We start from the raw sequence: 26,976 nt of genomic DNA, 5'->3' as shown, positions 1-26,976 counted from the left end.
GCTTCCTGGCTCCCCGGATGGACTCCGCTGCAGCAGAGGCTTGCCAATGCTACCACTCAAACTTTTCGCTGAGGAAGGCACGACTATAGTGGAGCAGCACCGGGCTGCCATGAGGGCAGACCGCCGGTGCGCTAGTCTGGGCCAGCCGAAGCAGGAGGTCCTGTTGTTCGCCCTGGCTCAAGGTGCGTCCTCGACGCAGGGCCGAGCGGCAGGCCAGCCCAATGAGCAGGCGATCTTTCCAGTCTCCGCTCTCTTCAAGAGCAATCTCCACCAGCTCGCGCAGATGGGCCACCAGCTGCTCGCTGTCGCCGATGCCTTCGGGAACTGAACGCACCAGAAAGCTGCGTCCTCCGAAATGCTCACAGTCCAGGCCCAGGCTGGCCAGGATCGGCAGGCGCTGCTCCAGCAGCTCTGCCTGCCAGCCCTTCAGCTCCAGCACCACCGGCTCAAGCAGAAGGTGCGCCGCCAGGTTCTCTGCTCCTTCGCTCCCAGCGCCAGCAGCCCGGCTGCGCAGATGTTCATAGAGGATGCGCTCATGGGCACGGTGCTGGTCAATGAGATAAAGGCTCCCATCGGGAGCTTCGGCAAGAATGACTGCCTGCTGCAGCTGAGCCAGAGGACGCAGGGCCGCCAGCACCTCGGCGGGCGTCGGGAGACCGCTTCTGCCGCCATAACGCTCGCTCTCCTCCAGAACTCGCAGGCCCCGCCGACGCGGCCCCGGCAAGCGCGGCTGATAGACACTGGCCGGGCCAGGCCAGGTGCTTTCGGCGGGCAGCACAGGACTGCGTTCGAGGACCGCGCGCACGCTCTGGGTGAGCAAGGTCGCCAGCTCACGCTCGCGCTTCAGACGGACCTCTGTTTTGGCCGGGTGAACATTGGCGTCGACCTCCGAAGCCGGCAGCTGCAGATGGAGGACCAGCAAGGGATGGCGCCCTTTAGCCAGCAGTGGACGATAGCCCGCTTCCAGGGCCTCTTGCAGCGCACGCGCCTGCACGGGTCTCCCATTGATGAAGAGCATCACATGCTGCCGATTGGGCTGGGCCAGAACACGGTTGCCTACGTAGCCGAAGATCCTGATGCCTGGCTCATCTTCCACCTCAACGGGGATCAGCAGCTCAGCGAGCGGTAGGCGGTAGAGCTCCGCCAGAGCGGTGGCCAGCTCACCGCTGCCGCTGGTTTGTAAGAGGGGCTGCTCTTCGACGCTCAGGTTGAAGCGCACGGCAGGATAGCCCGCGGCGTAGCGATAGAGCAGCTGCAGTATCTGACCAGCCTCGCTCCGGGCACTGCGCATGAATTTGAGTCGCGCGGGAACATTGTAGAAGAGTTCGCGTACGGTGACGGTCGTGCCGTGCGGGCGTGCCCGATGACCTCGCTGGACAAGTTCCCCGCCGCGCACCGTAATCCAGGCCGCCGGTTCCTCCAGACCGCTCTCCTCGCTCTCGATGGGCCGGCTGAGGAGGGTCAGCTCGGAGACCGCCGCAATGCTGGCCAGGGCCTCGCCTCGAAAACCCAGGGTGTGCAGTTGCTCTAAATCCTCGACACGCCCGATCTTACTGGTGGAGTGACGAGCGCAGGCTCGTTCCAGGTCTTCCTCGGGAATCCCCTGGCCATTGTCGCTGACGCGAATGAGGCGCAGGCCCCCGTCACGAATTTCAACGCGGATCTCGTGGGCACCGGCGTCAAGAGCGTTCTCTACCAGCTCTTTGACCACCGAGACAGGGCGCTCGATGACCTCACCGGCGGCGATGCGTTCCGCTACCTCCGCCGCTAACTGGCGAATGGGGAGGCGCGGAGGAAGCGATTTGGGAGCAGATGGAGTAGGCTGCGTTAAATCTGACATGGATGGGTCTGGGAGACTCATAGCGCCTTTCTCTGTCTCTGTCGCTGGCGTTGGATCAGAAAGAGCAGGTTGAGGGCATCCAGCGGGGTGATGGCGCAGATATCGATATGGTCAAGGAGGGCCTCATCTGTCCCCTGCTGCTCAAGAAGGGCCGCTAAACGCCGGCCTTCCTCGCTCTGCCAGGCGTAGGTTAGCGACAGTCGGCCACTCTCCTCGGCGACGCCAGCCTGCCGCATTCCATGATCGTGCCCTGTCCGATGGCCGTTGGTGGCCGAGCCAGTAGCAGGCAGCTCAGCAGCCGAGGAAAGAGGCAGAGCGCCGCTTACCAGAGCCACGCCGGCCACCTGGCCTGGAGCATGCTGGCCGACCTCTAGCGCTCGCAGGACTTCCTGAGCACGACGGATAATGCTCGGCGGCATCCCTGCCAGGCGCGCGACATGGACGCCGTAGCTGCGTCCGATGCTGCCGGGAGTCACGCGATGCAGAAAGACGATGTCGCCATTCTCTTCCTCGCTGATCGCCATCGTGTAGACGCGCAGGTGGGGCAGCTCATTCGCCATCGCTGCCAGTTCATGATAGTGGGTCGCGAAGAGCGTACGCGCTCCAATCACCGAATGCAGGTGCTCGACCACGGCGCGGGCGATTGCCAGGCCATCGTAGGTACTGGTGCCGCGCCCGATCTCGTCGAGCACAATCAGGCTATGGCGCGTTGCGTGATGGAGAATCGCCGCTGTCTCCTCCATCTCCAGCATAAAGGTGCTCTTTCCCGAGGCGATATCATCCTCAGCGCCCACGCGCGTGAAGATGCGATCAACCAGGCCGATGCGGGCGCTCCTGGCGGGGACAAAGCTGCCGATCTGGGCCAGCAGCGTGATGAGAGCGACTTGACGCAGGTAGGTCGACTTGCCGGCCATGTTCGGCCCGGTTAGTAAAAGGATACGCTCGCCCTCATCGCCATCGAGGTGGGTGTCGTTGGGAATAAAGACATCGCCATCCAGACTGCGCTCAACCACAGGATGACGCCCACCGACAATGTCGAGGACATGTCCCTGTTCCAGGAACGGCCTCACATAGCCGTAGTGGGCAGCGACCTCCGCCAGGCTCAGCAAGGCATCGATACGCGCCACCGCCGAGGCCGTGGTCATAATCTGGCCGTAGGAGAGGCTGAGCTGGCGCAGGATGTCGGCATAGATGCTGCGCTCAAGTTCTTCGATCCGCTCTTCAGCATTGAGGATGCGCGCCTCATGCTCTTTCAGCTCGGGCGTAATATAGCGCTCCGCGTTTGTCAGGGTCTGGCGACGCTCATAGTCGGGAGGAACCAGGTGACGATTGGCCTTGCTGACCTCGATATAGTAGCCAAATACCTTGTTGTAGCCGACTTTGAGTGACTTGATGCCGGTACGCTCGCGTTCGAGCGGCTCCAGGCGGGCCATCCAGAGACGCGAGTCGCGGATGGAGGAGATCAAGGCATCCAGCTCGGGGTGGAAGCCGGCCCGGATCAGCCGCCCGTGCTCGACCCCCTCGTCCGTCGCTCCCTCGGAGACCAGAGCCTGGGCAATGAGATCGCGCACTTGGGGGCAATCATCTAGCTCGCCAGCAATCTCTTGCAACAGTGGAGCCTGACAGCCCTGCAATAGCTCGCGCAGGCGGGGAATGATCTCCAGATAATTCCGCAATCCCTGCACCTCGCGCAGCGTCGCCGTCCCCTGACGCACCCGTCCGGCACAGCGCTCCAGGTCGCCCAGGCTCTGCAGACAGGCAGCAATGCGGCTACGCAGCGCAGGGCTTTCATACAGCTCTTCGACGCTCTCCAGACGAGCGTTGAGAAGCGTCAGGTCGAGCAGCGGCTGCGTCACCAAGCGGCGCAGGTAGCGCGCTCCCATCGGCGTCAGCGTTCGATCGAGCACTCCCAAGAGGCTCCCCTGCGTAGTACCACTGCGCGAGCCTTGCAGGATATCGAGATTGCGCTGAGTGTGCGCATCCAATACCATATAGCTGGTCGTCTGGTAAGAATGAAGGCCCGTCAAAAGCGAGAGGAGGGCCGTATTCATCTTTTCCAGATAGGCGATAATGGCCCCGGCGGCAGCAATCGCCTGGGGAGCACTGGCACAGCCATAGGCGTCGAGCGACTGCACACCGAAATGACGGCAGAGCCGCCCGCGAGCAACATCGACATCGAAGAAATGGGGCGGGCAGGGAGTAATGGTCACCGTCTGCGAAGGAAAGCGGTAGGTCTCGCGGCCTGCCCCCTCAGCAAGCAAGCATTCGGAGGGGGAGAGACGTTGCAGCTCGGCTTCCAGCGCCGCTGGTAGCTCCGCGGGGGCAAACCAGGTCACGCTGAACTCGCCCGTGCTGACGTCAACCGCAGCCAGCCCGGTCTGCTGACGGGAGGAAGCAATAGCCACCAGATAATTATTCTGGCGGGCCGGCAAGAGATTGGGCTCGGAGAGCGTGCCAGCAGTCAGAATGCGTGTCACGGCGCGCTCTACCACGCCGTGACCCACCTCGCCGACCTGGTCGCAGATCGCCACCTTATAGCCCCGCTGAATCAACTTGCCCACATAGTTTTCGAGCGCATGCAGCGGGATGCCCGCCAGCGGCACGCGCTCCTCACCGTAGTGGCGAGCCGTCAGAACAATCTGCAGCTCGCGGGCCGCGATGCGCGCATCCTCATCGAAGGTCTCGTAGAAATCGCCGACCTGATAGAGCAAAATGGCATCGGGATACTGGCTCTTGATCTGCAGGTACTGGCGCCGTGCGGGTGTGACCTTCACCGCTCTCTTCTCCTCCTGCCAAGCCATAGCAGACCTCGACCGAACGTCTGTACTATAGCGTATTCCACCATGATTGTCAAAACCCGGTAGCCCGAATGCGGAGCGGTCGGCCCAGAGAGAGACGCAAGGGGAAGCACTCGCTGTGGGCAGGTGGAGCCAGGTAACAGGCAGGGAGGCGCCCCTCTCAGGCAAGTGCCGGGACGCCTCCCTGGTCGGTCCTCGTCTGGGCTGGGCGCAGCTTTTTCGCTCTGTCAGCAGGCCAGTCTCCTCCGGGCCGCCAAACGCTCACGCCAAGACATAGGTCTTGAAGAGGCAATACTCTTGCCAGCCCAGGCGCCGATAGACGTTCAACCCCATTGGTGTGGCCTGGAGGGTGGCGCGGCGGTAACCCAGCCGCTCAGCCGTGCGCATAGCCGCCAGCGTCATCGCCGTGCCGATTCCCTGACGACGCGCCTGGGGAAGCGTTGCTATGCCATAGAGGCCCGCCAGGCCCCCACCGAAGGTCAGCAGGGCCGTTCCGACCGGCTCTCCATGCCAGGAGCCTAACAGATAGCGCACCTGCTGGCCCGGCAGAAAGCCATAGCGCTGGTAGAGATCGAAGAAGACCGCCCTGATTGGTTCAGGGAAGCCGAAGCCAGCGCAGAGCACCTGCAGCCAGATCTCCATCGCCCGCGCCTCGCTGACCTCCTCGATAACCAGGTCCTCGGGCACCGCTGGCGCAGTTGCCGGCAGAGGCTGCCCCAACTCGATGGCCATGCCCGGCACCTCCTCGTCGAGTCGGCAGCCTTGCGTCAGCAGACGCTGCTCGAGATCGACGGGACGCGATGAGGGGGAGAGTAACCAGGTCAAGGGAACCTGCCGACGACGCGCCTCCGCACAGAGGGCGGCGATCTGCTCTTCGGCCTCCTCCTCGGCAAGCTGGCAGCGGATCACCCCATTGCCAAAGAAGACCGGTCTCCCGCTGAAAAAGAAGAGCAGGCCAGGGCGTTGCTGAAATTCACCGCCCAAGGCTCGCCCAAGATGGGCATAGGCTTCAAACAGATTGGCTTCCATCGCTGCAAGCAGCTCGGGCGAGGGTCCTGTTCCCGGCTGCTCCATTGCCTCTCTCATCGCTTCTCCTCCTGCTAGGCTCTCTCTCACCGCCAGTCCTCTCTCCCTGGCTACTCGCTGACGTGCTCTCCCAGGATCTTCCCGAAGCGCTGCACCTGCTGCGGGTGGCGTAGCTGGAGAGCGATCAGCAGCCCCAGGCCAATGATCAGCCAGGCCGCCGCAATATAGGGAGCCAGGTTGAGCGGGAACGGCGGCACCGGTACAACCGAGCTATAGATAGTAAAGGCGCAGATGACGATCGCAATCAAGGGCAACAGGATGTCGAAGACCAGAGCCAGGGGAGCACCCTCGCCACGCAGGCGGGTCTGAAGCGAGGCCACGATCCCCGACAGAGCCACCAGAATGTAGGCCAGCAGAATCCCCAGGGAGGCCGTCGTCGCCAGGAAGCCGAAGAAGAGGAATGGCCCCAGCTGTATCCCCAGGGCGGCCCCCAGGATCAGCGTCAGAGCCAGCACTACCAGAATCGCTACCCAGGGCGTCTTGTAACGAGGATGGGTCACGGCGAAGATTGCCGGTAGGCCACCATCGCGCCCGACGGCGAACATCATGCGCGAAGCCAGAACAACCCCCGCCAGCGTGGCGCTAAAAGCTCCAATGGCGACCATGAGGTCAATGAGAGTCGCCAGGAAGGCCCCAGCATAGCGCGTTGCCAGCGTGTCCAGGGGCGCTTCGTCCCTGGCCCATTGATCGATGTGCGCCACCCCATAGCCGTTGGCCATCGCAAAGGAGACCAGGACATAGTAGATGATGGCCACCAGCACTGCCGTCAGAATGGCCCAGGGAATAGCCTGACGCGGACGCTGCGTCTCCTCTCCAAGTACCGCCGCTGCCTCAAAGCCAATAAATGAGGTGAAGCTGAAGATGGCGGCGAAGAAGAGCGAGGACCAGCCACCTGCCAGCCCCGCTGGCGACAAGGGCGCGAAGCTGATGCCGCTCTCCCCACCACGGGCCAGAATGATCACGGCCAGGGCCAGAACCGAGAGCAGGCCGATAAATGAGAGCAGCAGCTGCGTTCGTGTCGAGAGCCGGACATCAAAAAAGGCCAGTCCAAAGAGCAATACGAGTAAGACACAGAAAATGACAAACCAGTGAAGCGCCAGCCCCAGATGCTCCAGCAACTGATCGAGAAAAATACTGGAAATAGCCAGGGTAAAGGATGCTCCAGCAGCAAAAGCTCCGCCATACATCCAACCACCAATAAAGCCAGCCTGCGGCCCAAGCCCTTGAGCAATATAGGTATAAAGGCCACCAGCACTGGCAATGCGCCTGGTGAAACGAATGATGACGTAGGCCAGACAGAGACTGGCAAGACCAGCGACCACATAGGCCAGCGGGACCGCCACCCCCGCTGAAGCGGCAGCAAAGGAACTGGAGAGAGCAATACCCATCTCCAGCGAGAGCAGAGCCACCGACTGGGCAATGGCATCGAAGAGACCCAGGCTGTCCTTGCGTAAGGTAGAGATCTGCGCCTCGTTTTGATTTTGAGGAGACAGCTCCGCTGAAGTCTGCATCTGGCTTTCGCTCATCTTGCATCGTTCCTTTCTTTTCTCTCTTCTCATCTCACATGACACTCACTCAGCGTCCCTGGCTCATCGCCTGTCGCCTGTCGCCTGTCAGGCCAACACTGGCCAGACCCGGCGCGTCGCCGTTAAGCGCTCCATCGGACCCCAGGCGAATAGCAGGCACGAGAGCGCCCACCCTACAGCTTCCATCCCCGAGGACCGGGAACCGAGCCGGGTCGCGGCCACGGCGCTGGCTCAGGCTGATGTGAAGCTCTTCCCTGGAGAGGTCGACCCTGCCCCGGACCGCCCGCAAGGGCGCCAGGGACAGCAGTAGCCCGAGAGACCTCCTGCTCCGGGAAGCTGGCCGCCAGTGGCGACCCCACTACCGGGTCGCTCGACGGCATTGGCAAGAGGGCCGCCAGGTCCTCCGCTTCCGGCACCAGAAAACTGTAGATCGCTCCCACCGTCAGGCTGGCCAGCACAAAGAGCAAGACCCAAAAGCCCCAGTCTTCGTTGTTCAAGACCTCTGGCACTGGCGACCCGGCGAAAAAGGTGCAGCCAATGGCCACGCCTGTCAGAATGATCCCGAGCACAGCAGCCAGGTAAAACAGCGGCGGCGGCACTACCCAGCGCTGGCGCAGTCGCCGACTATGACGACTACAGAGGAGGATGCCGCACAGAAAGAGGCTGATCATCGCTATGTCCCAGATGACTGAGGCCCCATTAATGACAACCAGGAAGACGGTGAGAGCCAACTCCTGATTAGGAACTACAGGAGCAATAAAGAAGATGACAATGAGAAAGATTATGTTAATGGACGTCTGCCATAACATGGCATTGAAAGGCACACCGCTGGCATTGAGACGCGCCAGAGCACGGGGCAGGCGACGATCCAGGCCCGCCACGAAGAGGAGCCGCGCGAACATGGCATTGTAGGCCGCTGTCGCACAAACAAAATAAACTAACATCGTGAGATAATAGCAAATAGAAATCACATGGCCGATTCTGTCGCCAAAAACATGGCTGAAGAGCACAGAGACGAAGGCTGGCTCTTTCAGCTCCGCGGGAGAAAGGACGGCCAGAACGCCAAAGGTGGCGAAGAGGTAGCCAGCGATAATGATGAGGGTTCCCCATAAGAGGTAACGCTCACTGCGCCGTGGGTCCACGACCTCGCCTCCCATATTCAAGGGCACGGCTACCCCCAGTAAGGCGACGGTGACAATGGCCAGCACTGGCAGGCTGGAGGGACTGAGCTGCCAGGACTGGGCCGAGAAGTCCCCGCGCAGCGGCTGACCACTTAGCAGCCACCCGAGGCCAGCCAGGCCCACAAGTGCGAACATGAGGGCATAGGCAGAGAAAACAACGTTCAAGATGCGCTGTAGCCACCTCTGACTGAGAGCCGAGAGCAACTGCGCCACTAGCAAGATCAGGATCGCCGCCACTCCCTGCTCCCAGGGCAGGCTGAGCCAGTCGCTATTGAGTCCCTGAATGCTGGCGACGGCAGCTTCAGCCTCCACCGTCAAACCAATGGCTCCCGGCCACCAGTTGCAGAAAAAGCCAAGAAAGGTATCCCAGAAATTGCCAAAGGCGCGATTCGCCCATAGGTAGACCGCCCCCTCGCCGGGAAAAAGGCGATAGAGCTGAGCACAGACCAGCGCTGAGGGGACGAGAAAGCAGAGAAACCCCAGCGTCCAGTACAGCAGGCTTCCCCCCCCCGCCACACTAACCGTCTGGACATTGTTAATGAGAAGCACAGCGAACAGGCAGAGCACCGTCAGATCTCGCGGACGAAGGACGCGCGGCAAGCGCCCCAGCGGGAAACGCTCGCTCGGTAAGCTGGGACGGCTTTCTGGCAGCGTCTCATCCCTGGTAGATGGGCGCTGCTCGGGCGCTAGCGGAGATGCAAAAGAGTTCATAGCTCTCTCCCTCTACCGTAGTTATATACACTTACGTCTATCTTTCACTCTCGAAGATCTTTGAGCGCGATAGCTCCCTTCTGAGTCATAGAGAGAAGCAGGGGCATAATCTGATCCGGTGAGCGACGGAGCAGATGGGCGATCTCAGTCACCGTGCGGCTCCCATCGATCAGGGCAAAGATCAGCCGTTCCTCGCGCGACCAGGACGAGAAAGGAGGCGATTGGGACAGCCGGCAAGGCACAAGATGGGAGAGCCTGGGCTCCTGTGCAGAGAACGGAGGAGAAGTGAGGCCCTGGCCAGGACTAGGGGCCGGCGCGGGAGCTTCCACCGATCCTTCTGCCGCCAGATGCCACTGTAATTCTCCTCGACTGGCCAGCCAGTCAATCGCCTGAGCACCGCTCATGAGGAGCCGCCCATTGGCCAGATTGATGATGACGCACGAGAGAGGACGGCCCTTCTGCAGCTGCAAACTGGCCTGCCAGGCTTCTCCCTGGCGGAGCACGATCAGTGTTCCGCTCCGCTGAGACAGACCTAGGAGTTGCAGCAAGCTTGCAAAATCCTTGGTGTACATCGCATCGCTGTCCCCATCGTCCTCCAGCAAACTGACCAGCTCACTTGCCCTTCGGCGCTGGGCAGAGCAGTCCCTTCGATCGCCCTTGACTAGTCTACACCAGTGCCTCGGTGGCCAGCTCTAGCTGCTCTAGATCTTTGGCAAGCTGCTGGCTGGCCTCGTTGAACTGGGCCGCGATCTCCTGGGCGCTCTTCATGGCTTTATCTAGTTGCTCCGGCAACCTATCCCGCTCATAGGCATCAGATATGCGAGCGGCCAGAAATGAGATTTGCTGTAATCCATGACGAAGCGCTATCAGCGCTTCCACGACCTCGCCCTCGCGGCTGGCCTGGGTCCGCTGAAGCAGCACAGCCAGACGAGGTTGCAGGCCCTGGCACGTTCGGGTGATCAGGGAGATATCACGCACAAGAGCCGTGTGGCGCACCGCCAGATGTCGACTGACCGCGGCTAAGATGGAGGTCCCGATTTGCTGCTCGTCGGCAATACGTTGGGCATCAATGGTCAGGCGCCTCACCTCGTCGGTGGTGGCCGTGATTCGGCGCGTCGCGCGGCGGATGGGGCGCACAATTGGGAGGAAGACCCAGGTTGCGGTCAAAACAGTCAAGAGGAGGATGCCACCGAGGAGCAGCCAGGTTTTCCTTCCCTCCAGCCGATAGGCAGACTCGTAAAAAAGCACAACAAATAAGCTAACAGGAAGCAATGATACAATAAGCATCGATATAAGAAAGCGTAGTTTGATACCAAAGCCCGTGCGACGCAGTAGGGTAGCCAGGTCCAGAGATGCTTCCTGCCACAGGTCCTGCTCCACCTCATACCCTGATCGCGGCTCTAGACGACGATCCGCCAACATTTCGACACTCCTACCAGAGAATAGGAAGAACGCCTGAACAGTTTCTTCTACACAACCAGAAAGTATAGCACCTATCTAAAACAGATGGATATTAATAGTTTGTTAAAAATAGTGTCTATTCTGATAACATGTTATACAAGACAATCCTTCATGAGATGGCCTTGAGAGCGGATCTCAAGAGCGGGTAGAGAACTTCTGACTACAGAAGCAGAATAGTGAGAACAGGTCATACACCACAGCTAAGCAGCCTCAGCTAGAGCCTGGCAGTCAGGCTAATCTCCGGCTGGCAAGCCTGACCAATGGGCACTGACTGTCTCCCGATTGGTCGCAACTTCCGTCAGGCCCTTGCAGGCAGGCGAGAAGGTTCAGCGCTGCTCTTGTCTACGCCAGAGCAGACCGACCGCAAGGCGCCCAGGCTTCACCGACAGGAGAAGGGCGACCAGGCGGGCCGGAGACCGGATTGACAGAGACCTGTCTTGTCGTCTATAGTAGTTTCCACAAGTCACTCACCTATCTGTCTGCCTGTGGGCTAGCGCGGAGAGCCGTCGTAGAGGGCTACTCTTGCTCAGCCCATGCTCCTGCTCTCCTGCTTGACTTGACAGCGAGTTGCTTCGCGCGCCGCCTACCGTTGACGCCACTCCAGTACGTGAAGCAGCCTTCTCAATAGTCGAGCGCTAGACGACGATGGATCTTCTGGCCTATGACAACAGAAAACGCGCCTCCCGAGCTGATCGCCGAAGCTCTAGATCTTGACACGCCACCTGAGCGACTGACCGAACTGAGTCAACAGCCTGCCCTGCGTCCCCTGGTCGCTGCCAACCCGGCGACACCGCCCGCCGTTCTGGAGCAGCTGAGCAGGGAGCGCGATCTGAGCGTCCGACGGGCTGTGGCACGCAATCCGAATACTTCGCTTGACCTGCTGCTGGAGCTGGCTCGTGAGTTTCCTCACGAGTTTCTGTCCAATCCTCTCCTGCCACTTTTGAACCTGACGCAGCCCGATTTCATTAAACAAGCCTCGCCCCAGGCCTGGCTGCAGCTCTTGCGCTGCGAAGAAACCCCGCTGCTCTGGTTACGCTGGCTCAATGAGGACGTGAATCTCAGTCGCATCCGCTGGTTCTCCGATGAAACGATGTGGGCCTTACAGTGGCATGTGGCTATCGTGGGTGAGATTTCTGAGTTTAACCAGCAGTGGCAGCGCATCGCCAGCGAAGCGGTAGCTGATTATGAGCGGCGTAGCAGTCAGGTTGGCCTCTATCCCCGTTCTTTCAGCTCGACGCTGGTGCTCCTGGCGCTAGCTATGCCCGATCTCTATCCTGAGCTGGTTGAGGGGATCTATCTGCCAGACGACGAGTGCTGGCGTCAGCTCTTGCTGGCCAGCTTCCCCCACCTGCATCGGGGAACGTTGCTCAAGCTGGTCAGCGAGGGGCCGTTAGCGGTCCGTGCAGAGGCTGTGAGGCTGGCGACACTTTCTCCTGAGCTCCTTGAGGACCTGGCGAACGCGCCAGAGGTAGAGATCCGCAGCGCTGTGGCGGCCAATCCCGCTACGCCTCCTGCCCTGTTGCTCTCCTTGATAGAGGACCCCAGCAGCCAGGTACGCAGCGCTGCCGCCCTTCACCCTCAGCTTCCAGAGCAGGCGTTAGCGCGCCTGGCCCATAGTCCCGAGTCCGAGGTCCGGCGGGCAGTGGCCAGCCATCCCGCGCTAGGTGCCATCGAGCGTGAGCTGCTGGCTACCGATGCCAGCGCCGAGGTCCGGGCTGCCGTTGTGCCACATCTGCCGCCTGAGAGCGCCTTGCTCCGGTCTCTGGCCGTGGATGAGTCCTCTCAGGTGCGGGCCGCTGTCGCCACTCACCCAGCGCTACCGGAGGCGCTCCTTGCTTCGCTGGCCAGCGATTCCGCTCTGGAAGTGGTGCTTGCTCTAGCAGGCAACCCGTGCCTGCCCACGGGGTTGGCCGAACAGCTTTGTGCCCATCCAGAGGAGAAGGTCCGCCAGTGCGCCGCCTCCCATCCAGCCTTGGCGCCAGAGACCTTGCACCACCTGGCTGCTTCCCACAAGCAGGATCGCGCCTTGCTTGCTGGCCTGGCACGTAATCCTCACACACCCGCCGCTGTTCTGGCGCGTCTTGTGGAGCTTGACGACCGCGAGATCCATCTGGCCTTGTGCCAGCAGCCTCACCTGCCCACGTCCCTGCTGGAGGGCCTTGCCGCTCGCTACCTGAGTGAGTGGCGTCGCCAACGCGCAGCCCTCGTGACAGAGGAAAGCACGCAGCCCATCGAGATTCTTCGCTCTCTGGCAGCCCACCCTGCCGCTCCGCTGACCCTGCTAGAGCAACTGCTTCGCCTGAACGATAGCGAGGTAGCGATCAGCGTCGCGACCCATTCGCAGGTCTCCGCCCAGGGTCAGCACCTGATCTTTGAGTATCTGCTAGAGACCCTGCGGGAAGAGATTATCAAAGCTGACCTGCCCTCGCGTCTGCGTCCGCTGCTTCTGCAGCGTCCAGATCTGCCACCAGCTTTACTGGAGCTGTTCGCCGAATCGGGCCGCTGGGTTGAGCGCTATCTTGTGACCCGGCATGTCGCTGCGCCGCCCACCTTGCTGGAGACCCTGGCCCACGATGGCAATTGCTTTGTGCGCGCGGCTGCTCGCGCCCGCCTGGCCAGTCATCCAGGGAGTTGACAGATGGTACGACTTTCTCCCAGGCTAGATGGCAGATCTGACCTCGCCCGCTGAAGATAAGGATAGACACAAAGGAGGGAGAAAGAGTCTCATGCGACCTGATGCCCTGGCACGTTTTCTGTCCAGCCTGGTGAGTCGACGCCTGATGATGAGCACCATGATCTGGGGGCCGCCTGGCATTGGTAAATCCAGCATTGTCGCCCAGACGGCACGCGCTCACGGTCTGGAGCTGATCGACCTGCGTCTCTCACAGCTGGCACCGACCGATCTGCGCGGTCTTCCTGTGGCCGAGGAAGGAACAGCCCGCTGGTATCCGCCTGAGTTTCTGCCGCGCGCGGGTCGGGGCATCCTTTTCCTTGATGAGCTGAATCTGGCTCCGCCCACGATCCAGGGCATCGCCCAGCAGCTGATTCTCGACCGGCGCGTCGGTAGCTACACCGTCCCCGAAGGCTGGTTCATCTGGGCCGCTGGCAATCGCAAAGAAGATCGCGCCGCCGTCTTCGATATGCCGGCGCCGCTGAGCAACCGCTTTATTCATCTCTTTGTGGAACCGAACTTCGATAGCTTCAAAGCCTATGCTCTGGAGCAGGGCATGCACGAGCACCTCTTAGCCTTCCTGGCCTTCCGCCCAGAGCTGCTGCACAAGCTCGATCCGCAGCAGCCAGCCTGGCCCTCTCCACGCACCTGGATGATGGCCGACGCTCTCTACAAGGCCGGACTGGATATCACCCCAGCAGTGGGCCAGGGAGCTGCCGCCGAGTTCGAGGCTTTTATGGCCCTCTACGACCGCCTCCCCGATGTCGAAGCTATCCTTGAGGGGGCCGGCGAGCAAATCGCTTTTCCGAGCGAGCCATCGCTGCGCTACGCCATTACGGTTGCTCTGGCGACGCGCGCCTCAACCCTGCAGCAGTGCTATCAGGCCTTCGTCTGGATGAGCCAGAAAGCTCAACCCGAATGGGTTCAGCTCTTCGCTACGGACCTCTTCCGCCTGCTGCGCGCGCGCAACGAACTAGGCAAGCTGGCAGCCCTGGCTCAGCGCAACCAGCAGCTCCAGAAGCTGTTTGCCGAGTACATGGAGCTACTCAACCCACAGTAATGAACGAACGAAGGAGGGGCAGTACGCTCACTACAGCCAGAGGCCGCCCGCGCTCAGCCTTCGCCTGAGCCGATTCGCTCCAAGGAGGAGATGCCATGCAGGAGCACCACGATGTTCACAAGCAGATCAGCGGCGCGATTCTCCAGCTCCGTCTCCGGCAGCCATTTTTCGCTACCCTGAGTCTCTTCGCCCAGATCAAAGTGAGCGATAGTGTCGACACAGCCATGACAGACGGGCGCAGTATCACTTTCAACCCCGCCTTCTGGCGCCAGCTGACGCCTGCCGAGCGCCTGGGGGTGCTGACCCACGAGGTGCTCCATACCGCCCTGCAGCATGTGCCAAGGCGCGGTCAGCGTGATGCCTACCTCTGGAACATTGCTGCCGATATTGTTGTCAATGGCATCATTGCCCACCTGGAAGGGCTAGAGCTGCCCAGGGGGCATGTGCGCGAGCCTGATCTAGAGAGCCTGAGCGTCGAGGAGGTCTATCAGCAACTGCAGCAGAATCCCAAGCGCGCCGCCCAGCTGCGCGCTCCCCTCGATCTCCAGCAGCAGAGCCAGCAGGAGGACCCGTTGTCGCACGCGGAGCACGACCGCCAGCGAGACTACTGGTGGCGGGCCATTAAGCAAGCACGCAGCACAGTAGTACAACCCGGTCGTTTTCCGCTCGGCCTGGAACGCGAGCTTGCCCGTATCGAACCAAGCCGGCTTGACTGGCGTAGCTATCTCTGGCGCTTTCTGACGCAAACCCCAAGCGACTTCTCTGGCTTCGACCGGCGCTTTATCGGTCAGCGGCTCTATCTCGATGCCCAGGATAACGAGCAGCTGTACGCCTACATTGCTATCGATACCAGTGGCTCGATCAGTGACCGCGACTCGGGTCTGTTCTTGGGCGAGCTGCGGGGTATTCTGGCCGCCTATCCCCATGTGATTGGCCAACTCTACTATGTCGATACGGCCTGCTACGGTCCCTATGAGGTCAGCAGCGTCTCCGCCGAGTTGCCACCCCCACGAGGTCGCGGCGGCACAGACTTCACTCCGTTCTTTGAGCGTGTCCTGGCCGAGCACGAACCCTGGCAGAACGCCGTCTGTGTCTACCTGACGGACGGCTTCGGTGTCTTTCCCAAGGAGCCACCCGCGCTGCCCGTACTGTGGGTTGTGACGGGCCACCATCTTGAGCGGGCGAGCTTTCCCTTTGGCGAAGTGATCGAGCTGGTACCTGATGAGGGAAGCTAAGCGGCTTCCGCTCCTTTCCTTTGTCGAGCTACCGAAGCGGAAGCCGCCCGGGAAAGAGACCTCTACCGGCACGGGCCGGCACTCTCATTAGCGCTGGCTGCCGGCAGCCGCTGCCTCAAAGGCGATCGGCAAGGAGCGGATCACGAAGACCAGACCCCGATTGACCATGATTGGAATACCAGGAACACGCTCCAGTCTGCCAAGACGTTGCAGCATCAGGGGCAGGGCTATCTTGGCCTCCAGACGCGCCAGCGGCGCCCCGACACAGTAATGGATACCATGACCGAAGGCCAGATGTCGGTTAGGACTGCGCTCGATCAGAAAGCGATCTGGCTCTGGAAACTGAGCCGGGTCGCGGTTGGCCGAGGCCGTCCAGACGAGGACACTTTGCTGAGGCGGAATACGCTGCCCGCCAAGCTCGACCTCGGTCGTTGTGCGCCGCAACAGGAACCAGACGGGGGACAGGAAGCGCAGTACCTCTTCGATAGCCGCCGGCATAAGCTCTGGCTGGCGACGCAGCCGCTCCATGACCTCGGGGTAATCAGTGAAGCAGACGATGGCATTGGCGATCAGGTTCTTGGTGGTCTCCTGACCAGCAGCCAGCAACAGAACACAGAAGCTCAACAGCTCATTCTGACTGAGTTTCTGCCCATCGACTTCGGCCTGACAGAGGGCACTGATCAGGTCCTCCCGCGGCGCCCGCCGGCGCTCAGCAATCAGGTCCGTGAAGTACTCCTCCATCTCTTGGCGCATGGTCCGCCCGGCCAGCCGCCGCGCTGGCGGCGAGGAGGGGTCAGCCTGCGCCCAGCGCTGGAAAATATCCCAGTCTTGATCAGGGACCCCAAGCAGCTCAGCAATGACCTTGGCCGGCAAGGGGAAAGCGATGTCGGCTACAACATCCAACTCTCCTTTGGCCAGCACTGCGTCCAGCAGCTCTTGGGTGATCTGCGTAATGCGCTCCGCGAGCCGCGCTACAGCCCGCGGCGTGAAGGCCTGATTGACCAGGCTGCGCAGCTTGCGATGCTCCGGCGGATCTTTGGCTAGCAGCGTTCCCTCAAAAAAAGCTCCAACGTCCTCAAAGGCGTTGGAAGAAAAGCGCGCGTAGTCGTTGAGAACATTTAATACATCATCGTAACGGAAGACCTGCCAGATGCCTGTGCCTTCGTGAAAGAAGACCGGGTGCGCCTCGCGCATAGCGGCAAACCAGGCAAAGGAACGCTCGGTATCTTCCAGGGCCTGGAGGCCGAAGAGCATGGGGGCCGTTGCGCGCAAACCGGGTTGTGATTGCATTGCTGCTATATCCTTTCCTCTGCAGACGTGTCGCTGGCAATACCGTCAAAGAAAATCTGCGCAACCTGCGCTACGAGGCTCTCGGGAGAGAGTTGCTCGCGTTCAAGCACTGACTGATACTTGTTGAAGAGTAACAGGTGCATAAATGTCTGTAGCAGCAGCTCGGTCGAGAGCGTGTCGCGGAACTCGCCACTGCGCTGACCTTGCTCCAGCAAGGCGCGAATAGCGGCGCTGATCAGTTCCAGGCGGGGACCAAGACGCTCTTTGAGCGCTTGACGAAGGTCTCCGCCATAGGTGAGCAGCTGTAAGAGGCGCGCGTGCAGGCCGCTGCGTTCCAGATAGACATACTCCAGAATGCGTCTGAGCCTGCCGCGAGCCGTGCTGGCAGCGCTTTGGGCCTGGGCGACGGCGCGGGCAAACTGCTCCAGGTGGCGCTCAAAGAGCGCGGTGATCAGCTCGTCCTTGCCACCAGGAAAGTGCTGATAGAGCGTGCCCTTGGCGACGCCACAGCGGGCCGCTATCTCATCCATCGTCGTCTCGTGATAGCCTCGCTCCTCGAAAACCTCCTCTGCCACACTGAGAATCAGCTCAGTACGTACTTCGCGCAAGCGCTCTTTTAAGCGCTGCCGCCCCATCTCACTCGCCATCGGCTTACTCCTCCTTGCTCATGGTCGATGCTGCTCCCCTTCTTCCTCGGACTCACGGGGAAGGCTCCACACCGCGCTTCACGCTCTCTTCAACCACATTGAACTTTCCAGTCATATTTTAGACGTATGAGTCAAGCTGAGCCAGACGTAGATCAAATAGGAGCTGCCAGGCAGGTAGCAAGGCCAGCGCTTGAAAGCGTCTCGCGCGCCGAATGGTTGACATTCCAGAGGCGATTGCCTATCCTGGAATGGCGGCGAGCGCGGCATGGCTGCGCACTGTGGCAGCAAGCAAGACTACAAGAAGCGGCCAGGTAAGACCAAAGCGAAAGAGAGGTCACATGGGCGAACCACGAACAGCGATGGATATCCGACCGGGCTACCGGGGCCGGGCTTTTACTTCCGATCTCAGCGGGCAGGAATTTTGGCTAGTTGTCGACAAGGGCTTCCAGCCCTTGGGTCTGGTGATGGGCAACTGCATTTACTCGATGGGCGCCATTCGCAACTGGCTGGCGGGGATCAAGTCCCACTTCCAGGGCGAGCTCAAAGAATACACCCAGCTGATGTATCAGGCGCGCGAGCTGGCGTTGAGCCGCATGCAGTTTGAGGCTGATCAGTTGGGGGCCGATGGGGTGATCGGCGTCGACATCCAGGTCCAGTATCTGCATAACGGCGAATGGATGGAGGTGACGGCCATCGGCACCGCCGTACGCTGGGTCGGCAGTGGTCCCAACATGCCGCCCACCGGTCAAGGTCGCGTCGTTATCCCTGTTGGGGAGTAAACAAGCCTTTCCTGATCGGGGTCCCGGCGCTGTCAGCTCCAGCGGCGGATGCTTGCGATCGCCCGTTCGCCGCTGATCGGCTGCGCGGCGCCTGGCCCCTTCTGGTGGTGTAGCCAGAACGGGGGCAGGTTGAAACAGACAAAGGGTTCGATTTGCCAGACGTGAGTAGCTGCACGGCTAACCAAGACCGAGAACGGAGCGGGACAGCATGGAACGGCAAACGCGGGCATTTGATTTGGCTCAGGTACGCGCGGAGACGCCAGGGTGCACAGAGGTGCTTCACTTCAATAATGCTGGGGCCGCCTTGATGCCTCAGCCAGTCTTAGAGGCTGTGAGCGCTCATCTCCAGCGCGAGGCCCGTCACGGCGGCTACGAAGCCGCCGAGGAGGCACGCGAGGCGCTTGCCCACGTCTACGAGGCAGTAGCCACACTGCTCGGTTGCCAGCCGGACGAGGTGGCCCTGGTGGAGAACGCCACCCGCGCCTGGGATATGGCTTTCTACGCCATTCCGTTCGAGCCCGGCGACCGTATTCTGACCGGCATGGCCGAATATGCCAGTAACTACCTGGCTTTCTTGCAGATGAGGCGCCGCTCCGGTCTCCACGTCGAGGTGATCCCTGACGATGAGTACGGGCAAATCTCTGTGAGTGCCCTGCGCAATGCCATCGATGAGCGCGTCCGCCTGATCGCTTTGACGCACGTGCCGACGAATAATGGCCTGGTCAATCCCGCGGCTGAAGTGGGGCAGATCGCCCGTGAGGCCGGAGCGCTCTATCTGTTAGATGCAACGCAGTCGGTGGGCCAGATGCCACTTGATGTGCGGGCGCTCGGTTGCGACATCCTGGCAGGCACAGGGCGCAAGTTCTTGCGCGGTCCGCGTGGCACTGGTTTTCTCTATGTGCGCAAGGAGGTACTGGAAGCGTTGGAGCCTCCGCTGATCGATCTCCATGCTGCCAGTTGGACGGCGCCCGATCAGTATAGACTGCGTCCCGACGCGCGCCGCTTTGAGTGCTGGGAGGCCAGTATTGCCAATCGCCTGGGCCTGGGGGCAGCTATCGATTATTTTCTGCAATGGGATCAGCAGCGGCTCTGGCGCCGTATTCGCGATCTTGCCTATCTCTTGCGCACACGCCTCAGCCCGCTGCCAGGGGTGATCGTTCATGATCGGGGCGTGATTCAGGGCGGTATTGTGACTTTCACGGTGGAGGGCTGGGAGGCCGAGACGCTTCGCCAGGCACTGCGCCGCCAGAGCATCAATGTCTCAGTGGTCTCTCAACAGGCGGCGCTCCTGGATATGCAGGCCCACGGCCTTCAGGCGCTGGTACGCGCTTCGGTGCATTACTATAATTCCGAGGAGGAGGTCGAGCGTTTCGCCCGGACGCTGGAGGATCTGCTGGCAGGTACCAGTCGCTCGCTGAGTTGAGCAGCCCCGTCCTCCGCTCGTGTTGGGGCGCTACGCTCCCTTTTTTGCGGCCTTCCCGTCTTCCGTTCTCGCTATTGCACAAGAGACCACAAAAAGCATCAACATATACCATCTTGACTATCCGCTTGACATGTTCTTCGCCCATTCTCTAGAATCCTCCAACAAGAGGACTCGCAAGGGAGAGAGAAGATGACGACGGCGGCCAGGGTAGGTAGGCACCTTGCGAGGGGAGAAGAGCGCTATGGTCAGTCGAATCGATCAGCGGCTTGGAGGCTATCGGCTGGTGCGCCTGCTGGGCCAGGGCCATATGACGCGCGTCTATTTGGGGGAGCACGTGCGCACGGGGGCCCAGGCAGCGCTCAAAGTGGTTGAGGCGCAGCTCTCCAGTCAGGAGCTGGCCGAGTTGCTGATCCGCGCGCAGATTTTAACACGGCTGGAGCATCCACACATTGTGCGCGTCTTCGATTTTGGAGCGGAGGATGGGCTGCCGTTCATTGTGATGGCCTATGCCCCACACGGCACGCTGCGCGAGCGGCATCCGCGTGGTACTCCTCTGCCCCTGCCAACGGTGGTTTCCTACGTGCGCCAGGTGGCTGCGGCCTTGCAGCATATCCACAGCTATAAACTCATCCATCGCGATATTAAGCCACACAATATGCTGCTGGGACCAGACAACCAGGTCTGGCTGAGCGATTTCGATATTGCAACGGTGGCGCGCAGTGCCGGTTACCGTCGCGAGAAGTTGCAGGGTTTCGAGGGAACGGTTCCCTACGCGGCGCCGGAGCAGCTGCGCGGACGCCCCCGGTTGGCCAGCGATCAGTATGCCCTGGGAGTAGTGGTCTATGAGTGGCTGACGGGCGACTGGCCTTTCGTGGGCACTACCCAGGAGATTGCCCTGCAGCATCAGATTGCCCCTCCGCCATCGCTGCGCGAACGCGCTCCGGCGGTTCCGCCGTCAGTGGAACAGGTAGTAATGCGCGCTTTGGCGAAGGACCCGAATGAGCGCTTTCCTTCGGTGGAGGAGTTCGCCCGTGAGTTGGAGCGGGCCAGTCGTCAGGAGCGCTTCCCGCTTTCTCCTCTGCCTCGCTCGCAGTTTAAATCGCCGCTGCCCTTTGCCCCGGCTGCTGCTCAGTCAGCGGCGGCGCCCCCGGGCGAGTTGTCGCCTTCATCCGTGGTGACCGCACCCCGCCTGGTGTATCGCGGCCACAGTGCCCGGGTGGCCTCGCTGGCCTGGGCCAGTCACGGGCGCTATCTGGCTTCCAGCAGTCAGGATGAGAGCGTCCAGATCTGGGATAGCCGCACCGGGGAAACGCTGCTGGTACAGCGTGGCCTCTCCCTGGAGGCGCCAGTCATCGCCTGGTCACCCGATGGGCGTTATCTGGCCATGACCGATGGACTGCTGTCCGAGGTAGTCCAGCTGCTCGCTGTCCTACCCCAGGACGCCCGCGCCGCCCGACTGCAGTCACCCGCTGGCGCACGCTACGAGGGCCTCAGCGAGCGTATCCTGGCAGTGGCCTGGTCGCCCGATGGGAGGTATCTGGCCGCCGCCGGCGAGGAACGGATCGCTCTGGTCTGGGAGATCGCCACTCGCCGCATCGTCTGTACCTACCGCGGTCACCACGGCAGCATTGCCGCTCTGGCCTGGTCACCCGATAGCCGCCAGCTCGCCTCTGGAGGCGAGGATCGCACGGTCCATGTCTGGGAGCCAACGGCGAGCACCGGGGGCAACATTCGCATTTATTACGGCCACCACGATAAGGTGAACGCAGTGGCCTGGTCGCCCGATGGGCGCTTTGTGGCCTCCGCCAGCGATGATCAATCGGTCCAGGTGTGGGAGGCCCGCGACCCACGTGGGATCGACGGCGGGCGCGAACCACTCTGCTACTACGGCCACAACGGCGGCGTGACCTGCGTGGCCTGGTCACCTGATGGCCGCCTGATCGCCTCCGGCAGCGTCGATGAGCAGGTCCATCTCTGGCGGCCCACCGGCGAGGTCGCGCCGCCGCCCGCTCCGCTCTTAAGCTACCGTGGCCACAGCGATTGGGTGAGCACCCTGGCCTGGTCACCTGCCGGAGAGGTCATCGCTTCCGGCTCGTGGGATGGTACCGTGCAGATCTGGGCCCCCTTCAGCGAGAAGACTACAGCCACGAACTGAGAGAGGGAGAGAGGGCATTATCTGGTCACCTCTCCCTCTACGGGTAGACGATCTTCGCTCCCGGCCCCCGCCTCCCCAGGCTCAGGGACGGCAGACTGCTCCCTCCGCACCACCTGGGAACCGATTTCACCTCAGCTTGAATCGAGAAACGTGCTATAATAGAGCAACCCGGTCAGCGTCGCGTCAGCGACTTACGATATCGGCGCATCTCCATACATATTCCAGAGAGCCTGTTTGCTGCTGACCACCGCGCCCAAGGCCATCGACTTCGGGGCTACCTCGCTCCGATCGATGCGCTACGTCATACGAACCGACAACTGACTCCGGCTGCAGCTAACCAGCCAGCGCCGAGCATCTTGCATCGCCTGCCTGTCTGCTCGCCCGGAGGAGGAATACATGCAAGAGCGTAGAGGAGGCAAGCGGTCTGCTTATGAGCCGCTTTCTGGAGGCCCTGGCACAGCGCGTCCTGATTTTCGATGGTGCTATGGGCAGCACAATTCAGACCTATCAGCTGACTGCCGCCGACTACGGTGGACCTGCTACCGAGGGCTGTAATGAGTATTTGGTGCTGACGCGACCCGAGGTGATCGAGGAGATCCATGTGGGCTTTCTGGAAGCGGGCTGCGATGTACTGGAGACCAATTCGTTCACGGCCAGTCGTCTGAAGCTCAACGAATATGGCCTTGGGGAGCGCACCCGCGAGATTAACCTGGCCGCCGCACGCCTGGCCCGCCGGCTGGCCGACCGCTACAGTAGGCCCGACTGGCCACGCTTTGTGGCGGGTTCGATCGGCCCCACCGGCATGCTGCCGTCCTCAGACGATCCGGTGTTGAGCAATATCACCTATCAGCAGCTGGTGACGGTCTTCCAGGAGCAGGCCGCCGCTTTGTTGGAGGGCGGCGTCGACGTGCTCTTGATCGAGACCAGCCAGGATCTGTTGGAGGTGCGTGCGGCTGTGACGGGCCTGCGCCTCGCGATGGAGCAAACCGGGCGACACGTGCCGATTCAGGCCCAGGTTTCGCTCGATACCAGCGGGCGCATGCTGCTCGGCACGGATATCGCCGCTGTGATGGCGACTCTGGTCGGGCTGCGGGTGCAGGTCATTGGCCTCAATTGCTCGACCGGCCCCGAGCATATGCGCGAACCGGTGCGCTACCTGGCGGAACAGTGCCCGCTGCCAATTTCAACGATCCCTAACGCCGGAATTCCCCTGAACGTCGGTGGCAAAGCTGTCTATCCGCTGGCTCCCGAAGCAATGGCAGCCGCCCTGCGCGAGTTCATTACCGACTTCGGCGTCAATATCGTGGGGGGCTGCTGTGGCAGCTCTCACGCCCACCTGCGGGCCATCGTGCAAGCCTGCCGGACGGCGCCGCGTCGTCCGCGTCCGCCAGCCGACGAGGTGCTCCAGCAGGGCAGCTTTGCCACTGTCTCGCTCCCTCTGGTAGCCAGCGGCATGCGCGCAACTCATCTGCGGCAGGACCCGCCACCGCTGTTGATTGGCGAGCGCGTCAATAGCCAGGGAAGCCGCAAAGCCAAGGAGGCCCTGCTGCGCGATGACTACGATGCGCTGCTGGCCATCGCTCGCGAACAGGTCGAGGGTGGCGCACACGCCCTGGATGTCTGCGTGGCCCTCACGGAACGCAGCGATGAGGCCGTGCAGATGGCTCAGACCATTAAGAAGCTTTCCCAGAGCATCGAGGTCCCGCTCTTCATCGATTCGACGGAGCCGGCGGTCATTCAGGCGGCGTTAGAAGTCTACCCGGGCCGGGCCGTTATTAATTCGATCAACATGGAGAACGGGCGCGAGCGCATTGAGCGTGTGGTACCCCTGGCCCGCGAGCATGGAGCAGCAGTAGTGGCGTTGACCATCGATGAGGCTGGTATGGCCAGAAGCGCTGAGCGCAAGCTGGAGGTGGCTCGCCGCATCTATGAGATCTGCGTCGAGGAGTATGGGCTGGCACCCGAGGCGCTGCTCTTCGATCCCCTGACCTTTCCTATCACAACGGGCCAGGAGGACCTGCACACAGCGGCTATCGAGACCCTGGAGGCGCTGCGCCGGATCAAGGCCGAGCTGCCCGGTGCCCTGACGCTCTTGGGAGTGAGCAACGTCTCTTTCGGCCTAAAACCGCCAGCTCGCGCCGTGCTCAACAGCGTCTTTCTCTACCACGCTGTGCGCGCCGGCCTGGACGCCGCCATTGTGAACCCCGCCCATATCAAGCCTTATGCGGAGATTCCCGAGGAGCAGCGCCGCCTCGCCGAGGACCTGATCTACAACCGTCCTGAAGCGCTGCCACGCTATATCGCCTATTTTGAGGAGTATGCTCAGCCCGAAACAGGAACGGAGACGCGGAGCGATCCCACAGAAGGCCTGAGTACCGATGAGCGCATCCATTGGCAGATTTTGCATCGACGCAAGGAGGGCATCGAGGAGCTGATCACCCAGGCCATCCAGGAGCGCTGCGCCGCCTCCGGCCTGAAAGCCAGTGAGGCCGCTGTCCAGGTGCTCAACGGCGTGCTCTTGCCAGCGATGAAGGAGGTCGGCGATCGCTTCGGCGCCGGCGAGCTGATCCTGCCCTTCGTCCTGCAGTCTGCCGAGGTCATGAAGCGGGCCGTGGCCCATTTGGAGGGCTATCTTGAGCGCAAGGAGGGCTATACCAAGGGCCGCGTCGTGCTGGCCACCGTCTTCGGGGACGTCCATGACATCGGCAAAAACCTGGTTAATACGATCCTGAGCAATAACGGCTATACGGTCTACGATCTGGGCAAGCAGGTTCCGCTCAACACGATTCTCGACAAGGCCGTCGAGGTCAACGCCGACGCCATTGGCCTCTCGGCTCTGCTGGTCAGCACTTCGAAGCAGATGCCGCTCTGCGTCCAGGAACTGCACCGACGCGGTCTGCACTACCCGGTGATCGTGGGTGGCGCCGCCATTAATCGCGCCTATGGCCGCCGCATCCTCTTTGTCGAGGAGACGGATGGTACCACACGCGAGAAAGGACGCCTGGTTCCTTATGAGCCAGGAGTCTTCTATGCCCGCGATGCCTTCGAGGGCCTGGAGATTATGGATCGCCTGACCGGCGCCCCCCACGAGCGCGAAGCCTTTGTGGAGCGTATCAAGCAGGAAGCCCTTCGCGAGCTGCAAAAGCAGCAACAGCAACAGACTGCCTCCCCTACCGGGTCCGTGGCCCAGGACGAGCAGCCGTCGACCAGTATCAAGCCCGCCCCCTCCATTCCCAGGCCGCCTTTCTGGGGGCCGCGCGTCCTGGAGCGCATCGGCCTGGAGGACATTGCAGCCTGTCTGGATGAGAATACGCTCTTCCGCCTGCATTGGGGCGGTAAGGCGCACGGCGACGACTTCGCGCGCCTGGTGACGCAGGAGTTTCGTCCGCGCCTGGAGCGCATGCTACGCGAGGCCAGGCAACAGCGCTACCTGCAGCCGCGCGTTATCTATGGATACTACCCCTGCCAGTCGCAGGGCAATAGCCTGATCGTCTATGATCCGCAGTCGCTTACGGAGGATGGCAAAGCTCTGCGCGAGCTGGCTCGCTTCCACTTCCCACGCCAGCGCGAGCGCGAACGGCTCTGTCTGGCCGACTATTTTGCCTCGACAGCCAGCGGCCTCATTGACGTTGTAGCACTGCAGGTGGTCACCGTAGGCCCCGGGCCTTCGGAGCTGGTTCACCAGCTTCAGCAAGAGGGACGCTATGCAGAGGCCTACTTTCTTCATGGGTTATCGGTCCAGATGGCAGAGGCCCTGGCCGAGTACGCCAATCAACACATCCGGCATGAGCTGGGCTTGAGAGAGCAAGAAGGACGAGGCAGACGCTATAGCTGGGGCTATCCCGCGATTCCCGACCTGGAGGATCACCGCGTCTTATTCACCCTGCTGCCGGTTCAGAATAGTATCGGGGTCGAGCTGACCGCCGGTTATCAGCTGGTGCCGGAGCAGTCGACGGCAGCTATCGTGGTCCATCATCCCCAGGCCGTCTACTTCGCGGTGCGAGAGCCATCGCCAGGCACCAGCAGCTTGTGAGCACTCAGGCTGCTGCAGCCTGCCAAAACTAGATCGCCGCGGCCCAGGCCCAGACCTGGAGGGTCCTGGCTTCGGATGGCCAGCACGCTCCGCTCTTGGCCTCGCCACGGCGATTGCTCTTACACAGGTGGCTGTGATAGGATGTGCTGGGCAGAGCTCGCAGAGGGTCGGTGCGCTCTTCCTGCCATCAGCGCATCTGGCCAGGGAGCAAACGTCACCGCCTCAACGGCGATCAGCGCTCCTATGAGCCGATGGCGCATGCTCACCAGCAGTGGCAGGCAGACGAGAGACGAGCTACTGCCCCACTCCTTGACCGCAGGCTGGCGCTTCCTCTCCTTCCTCTTCTTCAGGATCAGTGTCCTCGGGCGAGGTGCCGGGCTTCCAACGGCTCTCTCCACCGTTGTCGTCATCATAAGGACCCGGGCCATCATAGGGGAAGAGCCGCCAGGTGCGCTGCTCAGACTGCGCTCGACTGTCACGCATACATTCTCTCCTTTTCTGTTCTGCTTGATACAGACTGGCTGGCCACCACCGATTTCGAGATCTCTTCTATAATCTCGAAATATTAGATGTAGCCAGAAACTATAAGTAAGACTACTATAAATCGATTTTCCCCGCCGCGTCGGCCTGGCAAGAGCAAGCCAGGGGTTAAACATGCCAAGGAAAGTACGGCAGGAGATCGCTGCCCCTGGAGGCAGCCCGCAGGAAGACCGCTGCTATCAGCCTGGACTGGACAAGGGGAGACCCGGCTGCCAGCTCTCTCCCTGCCTGCGGCTTTGGCCTTCTACTCTGTAGACGGAACAGGGGGCGCAAACCGAAAAAATGATGGGCAATGGCCACAGAGTAGAAAAAACCCGGCAATTTCTGTGCGGGACTATACCAGCGCCTGAGAGTATGCTATACTAGCGAAGACGGGCCTTCTTTAACCGTCGCACATCGGTGGCTCCCTCCCAGCTGAAACGCAGGCCAGCCTCCACGCAAGCGCTCGCTAGCGCGACCTGTCCCCAGGCGCGAGCGCAGATGAGTTGAGGCCCGACAAGACGAGAGACACAGGGCAGAGAAATCAGAGGACTGAAGGTG

The 26,976-nt window shown here is 61.5% G+C and carries 17 protein-coding genes; 7 read left to right on the top strand and 10 right to left on the bottom strand.

Annotated features, from left to right (window positions below):
- Positions 1–49: 49 nt before the first annotated feature.
- The 7 genes from mutL to N688_RS03460 form a co-directional block, all read right to left on the bottom strand.
- Positions 50–1,861 (bottom strand): DNA mismatch repair endonuclease MutL, encoded by a 1,812-nt coding sequence (gene mutL / locus N688_RS03490; RefSeq protein ID WP_081838472.1) that lies wholly within the window; start codon positions 1,859–1,861, stop codon positions 50–52.
- Positions 1,858–4,614: a DNA mismatch repair protein MutS gene (mutS, locus tag N688_RS03485; protein ID WP_052887987.1), complete on the bottom strand. Its 2,757-nt coding sequence runs from the start codon at positions 4,612–4,614 to the stop codon at positions 1,858–1,860. The genes mutL and mutS overlap by 4 nt, the downstream gene beginning before the upstream one ends.
- A gap of 285 nt (positions 4,615–4,899) precedes the next feature.
- Positions 4,900–5,724, bottom strand: coding sequence for a GNAT family N-acetyltransferase (locus N688_RS03480; RefSeq protein WP_081838470.1), 825 nt, complete (start codon positions 5,722–5,724; stop codon positions 4,900–4,902).
- A 50-nt stretch (positions 5,725–5,774) separates the two neighbouring features.
- Positions 5,775–7,250, bottom strand: coding sequence for an APC family permease (locus N688_RS03475; protein ID WP_052887985.1), 1,476 nt, complete (start codon positions 7,248–7,250; stop codon positions 5,775–5,777).
- Positions 7,251–7,423: 173 nt separating this feature from the next.
- Complete coding sequence (locus tag N688_RS03470) at positions 7,424–9,142, bottom strand: APC family permease (RefSeq protein WP_052887984.1); 1,719 nt, start codon at positions 9,140–9,142, stop codon at positions 7,424–7,426.
- A 44-nt stretch (positions 9,143–9,186) separates the two neighbouring features.
- Positions 9,187–9,690 carry a hypothetical protein gene (locus N688_RS03465; RefSeq protein WP_156025273.1) on the bottom strand — a complete coding sequence of 168 codons (504 nt, stop codon included), beginning with the start codon at positions 9,688–9,690 and terminating at the stop codon, positions 9,187–9,189.
- A gap of 118 nt (positions 9,691–9,808) precedes the next feature.
- On the bottom strand, positions 9,809–10,564 hold the full coding sequence (locus N688_RS03460; RefSeq protein WP_052887982.1) for a hypothetical protein: 756 nt from the start codon (positions 10,562–10,564) through the stop codon (positions 9,809–9,811).
- 700 nt (positions 10,565–11,264) lie between these two features.
- On the opposite strand from N688_RS03460, the gene N688_RS03455 reads away from it, so the two are divergent.
- From N688_RS03455 to N688_RS03445, 3 genes are all read left to right on the top strand, one after another.
- Positions 11,265–13,238 (top strand): variant leucine-rich repeat-containing protein, encoded by a 1,974-nt coding sequence (locus N688_RS03455; RefSeq protein ID WP_052887981.1) that lies wholly within the window; start codon positions 11,265–11,267, stop codon positions 13,236–13,238.
- A gap of 91 nt (positions 13,239–13,329) precedes the next feature.
- The gene (locus N688_RS03450; RefSeq protein WP_052887980.1) at positions 13,330–14,334 is read left to right on the top strand and encodes an AAA family ATPase; all 1,005 of its coding nucleotides are present in this window, start codon (positions 13,330–13,332) and stop codon (positions 14,332–14,334) included.
- Positions 14,335–14,429: 95 nt separating this feature from the next.
- Positions 14,430–15,569: a vWA domain-containing protein gene (locus N688_RS03445; RefSeq protein WP_052887979.1), complete on the top strand. Its 1,140-nt coding sequence runs from the start codon at positions 14,430–14,432 to the stop codon at positions 15,567–15,569.
- An 87-nt stretch (positions 15,570–15,656) separates the two neighbouring features.
- Here the strand turns inward: N688_RS03445 and N688_RS03440 are convergent, their stop codons facing one another.
- Entirely contained in the window at positions 15,657–16,859 is a 1,203-nt protein-coding gene (locus N688_RS03440) for a cytochrome P450 (RefSeq protein WP_202901831.1), read from the bottom strand.
- Positions 16,860–16,864: 5 nt separating this feature from the next.
- A complete protein-coding gene (locus N688_RS03435) occupies positions 16,865–17,506 on the bottom strand; it encodes a TetR/AcrR family transcriptional regulator (protein ID WP_052887978.1) in 642 nt (213 codons plus the stop codon).
- Positions 17,507–17,844: 338 nt separating this feature from the next.
- On the opposite strand from N688_RS03435, the gene N688_RS03430 reads away from it, so the two are divergent.
- The 4 genes from N688_RS03430 to metH all read left to right on the top strand — a co-directional run bounded on the left by N688_RS03430 (position 17,845) and on the right by metH (position 25,896).
- A complete protein-coding gene (locus N688_RS03430) occupies positions 17,845–18,285 on the top strand; it encodes a YbjQ family protein (RefSeq protein ID WP_052887977.1) in 441 nt (146 codons plus the stop codon).
- Between the two features lie 208 nt (positions 18,286–18,493).
- Positions 18,494–19,708 (top strand): aminotransferase class V-fold PLP-dependent enzyme, encoded by a 1,215-nt coding sequence (locus N688_RS03425; RefSeq protein WP_052887976.1) that lies wholly within the window; start codon positions 18,494–18,496, stop codon positions 19,706–19,708.
- A 241-nt stretch (positions 19,709–19,949) separates the two neighbouring features.
- Positions 19,950–21,863 carry a serine/threonine-protein kinase gene (locus tag N688_RS03420; RefSeq protein WP_052887975.1) on the top strand — a complete coding sequence of 638 codons (1,914 nt, stop codon included), beginning with the start codon at positions 19,950–19,952 and terminating at the stop codon, positions 21,861–21,863.
- A gap of 430 nt (positions 21,864–22,293) precedes the next feature.
- A complete protein-coding gene (metH, locus tag N688_RS03415) occupies positions 22,294–25,896 on the top strand; it encodes a methionine synthase (RefSeq protein WP_052887974.1) in 3,603 nt (1,200 codons plus the stop codon).
- Positions 25,897–26,190: 294 nt separating this feature from the next.
- Here the strand turns inward: metH and N688_RS03410 are convergent, their stop codons facing one another.
- On the bottom strand, positions 26,191–26,379 hold the full coding sequence (locus tag N688_RS03410) for a hypothetical protein (protein WP_052887973.1): 189 nt from the start codon (positions 26,377–26,379) through the stop codon (positions 26,191–26,193).
- Between the last annotated feature and the right edge of the window lie 597 nt (positions 26,380–26,976).

Origin of the sequence: Thermogemmatispora carboxidivorans (genome assembly GCF_000702505.1) — a bacterium.
Lineage (GTDB): Bacteria > Chloroflexota > Ktedonobacteria > Ktedonobacterales > Ktedonobacteraceae > Thermogemmatispora > Thermogemmatispora carboxidivorans.
Note: the sequence above shows the minus strand (reverse complement) of the source record. Positions and strands in the feature narration are given on the sequence as shown.

Coding starts and splice junctions, on each gene's coding strand:
- mutL (WP_081838472.1), bottom strand. CDS start 1,861: ATGAGTCTCCCAGACCCATCCATGTCAGATTTAACGCAGCCTACTCCA.
- N688_RS03480 (WP_081838470.1), bottom strand. CDS start 5,724: ATGAGAGAGGCAATGGAGCAGCCGGGAACAGGACCCTCGCCCGAGCTG.
- N688_RS03475 (WP_052887985.1), bottom strand. CDS start 7,250: ATGAGCGAAAGCCAGATGCAGACTTCAGCGGAGCTGTCTCCTCAAAAT.
- N688_RS03470 (WP_052887984.1), bottom strand. CDS start 9,142: ATGAACTCTTTTGCATCTCCGCTAGCGCCCGAGCAGCGCCCATCTACC.
- N688_RS03460 (WP_052887982.1), bottom strand. CDS start 10,564: ATGTTGGCGGATCGTCGTCTAGAGCCGCGATCAGGGTATGAGGTGGAG.
- N688_RS03455 (WP_052887981.1), top strand. CDS start 11,265: ATGACAACAGAAAACGCGCCTCCCGAGCTGATCGCCGAAGCTCTAGAT.
- N688_RS03450 (WP_052887980.1), top strand. CDS start 13,330: ATGCGACCTGATGCCCTGGCACGTTTTCTGTCCAGCCTGGTGAGTCGA.
- N688_RS03445 (WP_052887979.1), top strand. CDS start 14,430: ATGCAGGAGCACCACGATGTTCACAAGCAGATCAGCGGCGCGATTCTC.
- N688_RS03440 (WP_202901831.1), bottom strand. CDS start 16,859: ATGCAATCACAACCCGGTTTGCGCGCAACGGCCCCCATGCTCTTCGGC.
- N688_RS03435 (WP_052887978.1), bottom strand. CDS start 17,506: ATGGCGAGTGAGATGGGGCGGCAGCGCTTAAAAGAGCGCTTGCGCGAA.
- N688_RS03430 (WP_052887977.1), top strand. CDS start 17,845: ATGGGCGAACCACGAACAGCGATGGATATCCGACCGGGCTACCGGGGC.
- N688_RS03425 (WP_052887976.1), top strand. CDS start 18,494: ATGGAACGGCAAACGCGGGCATTTGATTTGGCTCAGGTACGCGCGGAG.
- N688_RS03420 (WP_052887975.1), top strand. CDS start 19,950: ATGGTCAGTCGAATCGATCAGCGGCTTGGAGGCTATCGGCTGGTGCGC.
- metH (WP_052887974.1), top strand. CDS start 22,294: ATGAGCCGCTTTCTGGAGGCCCTGGCACAGCGCGTCCTGATTTTCGAT.
- N688_RS03410 (WP_052887973.1), bottom strand. CDS start 26,379: ATGCGTGACAGTCGAGCGCAGTCTGAGCAGCGCACCTGGCGGCTCTTC.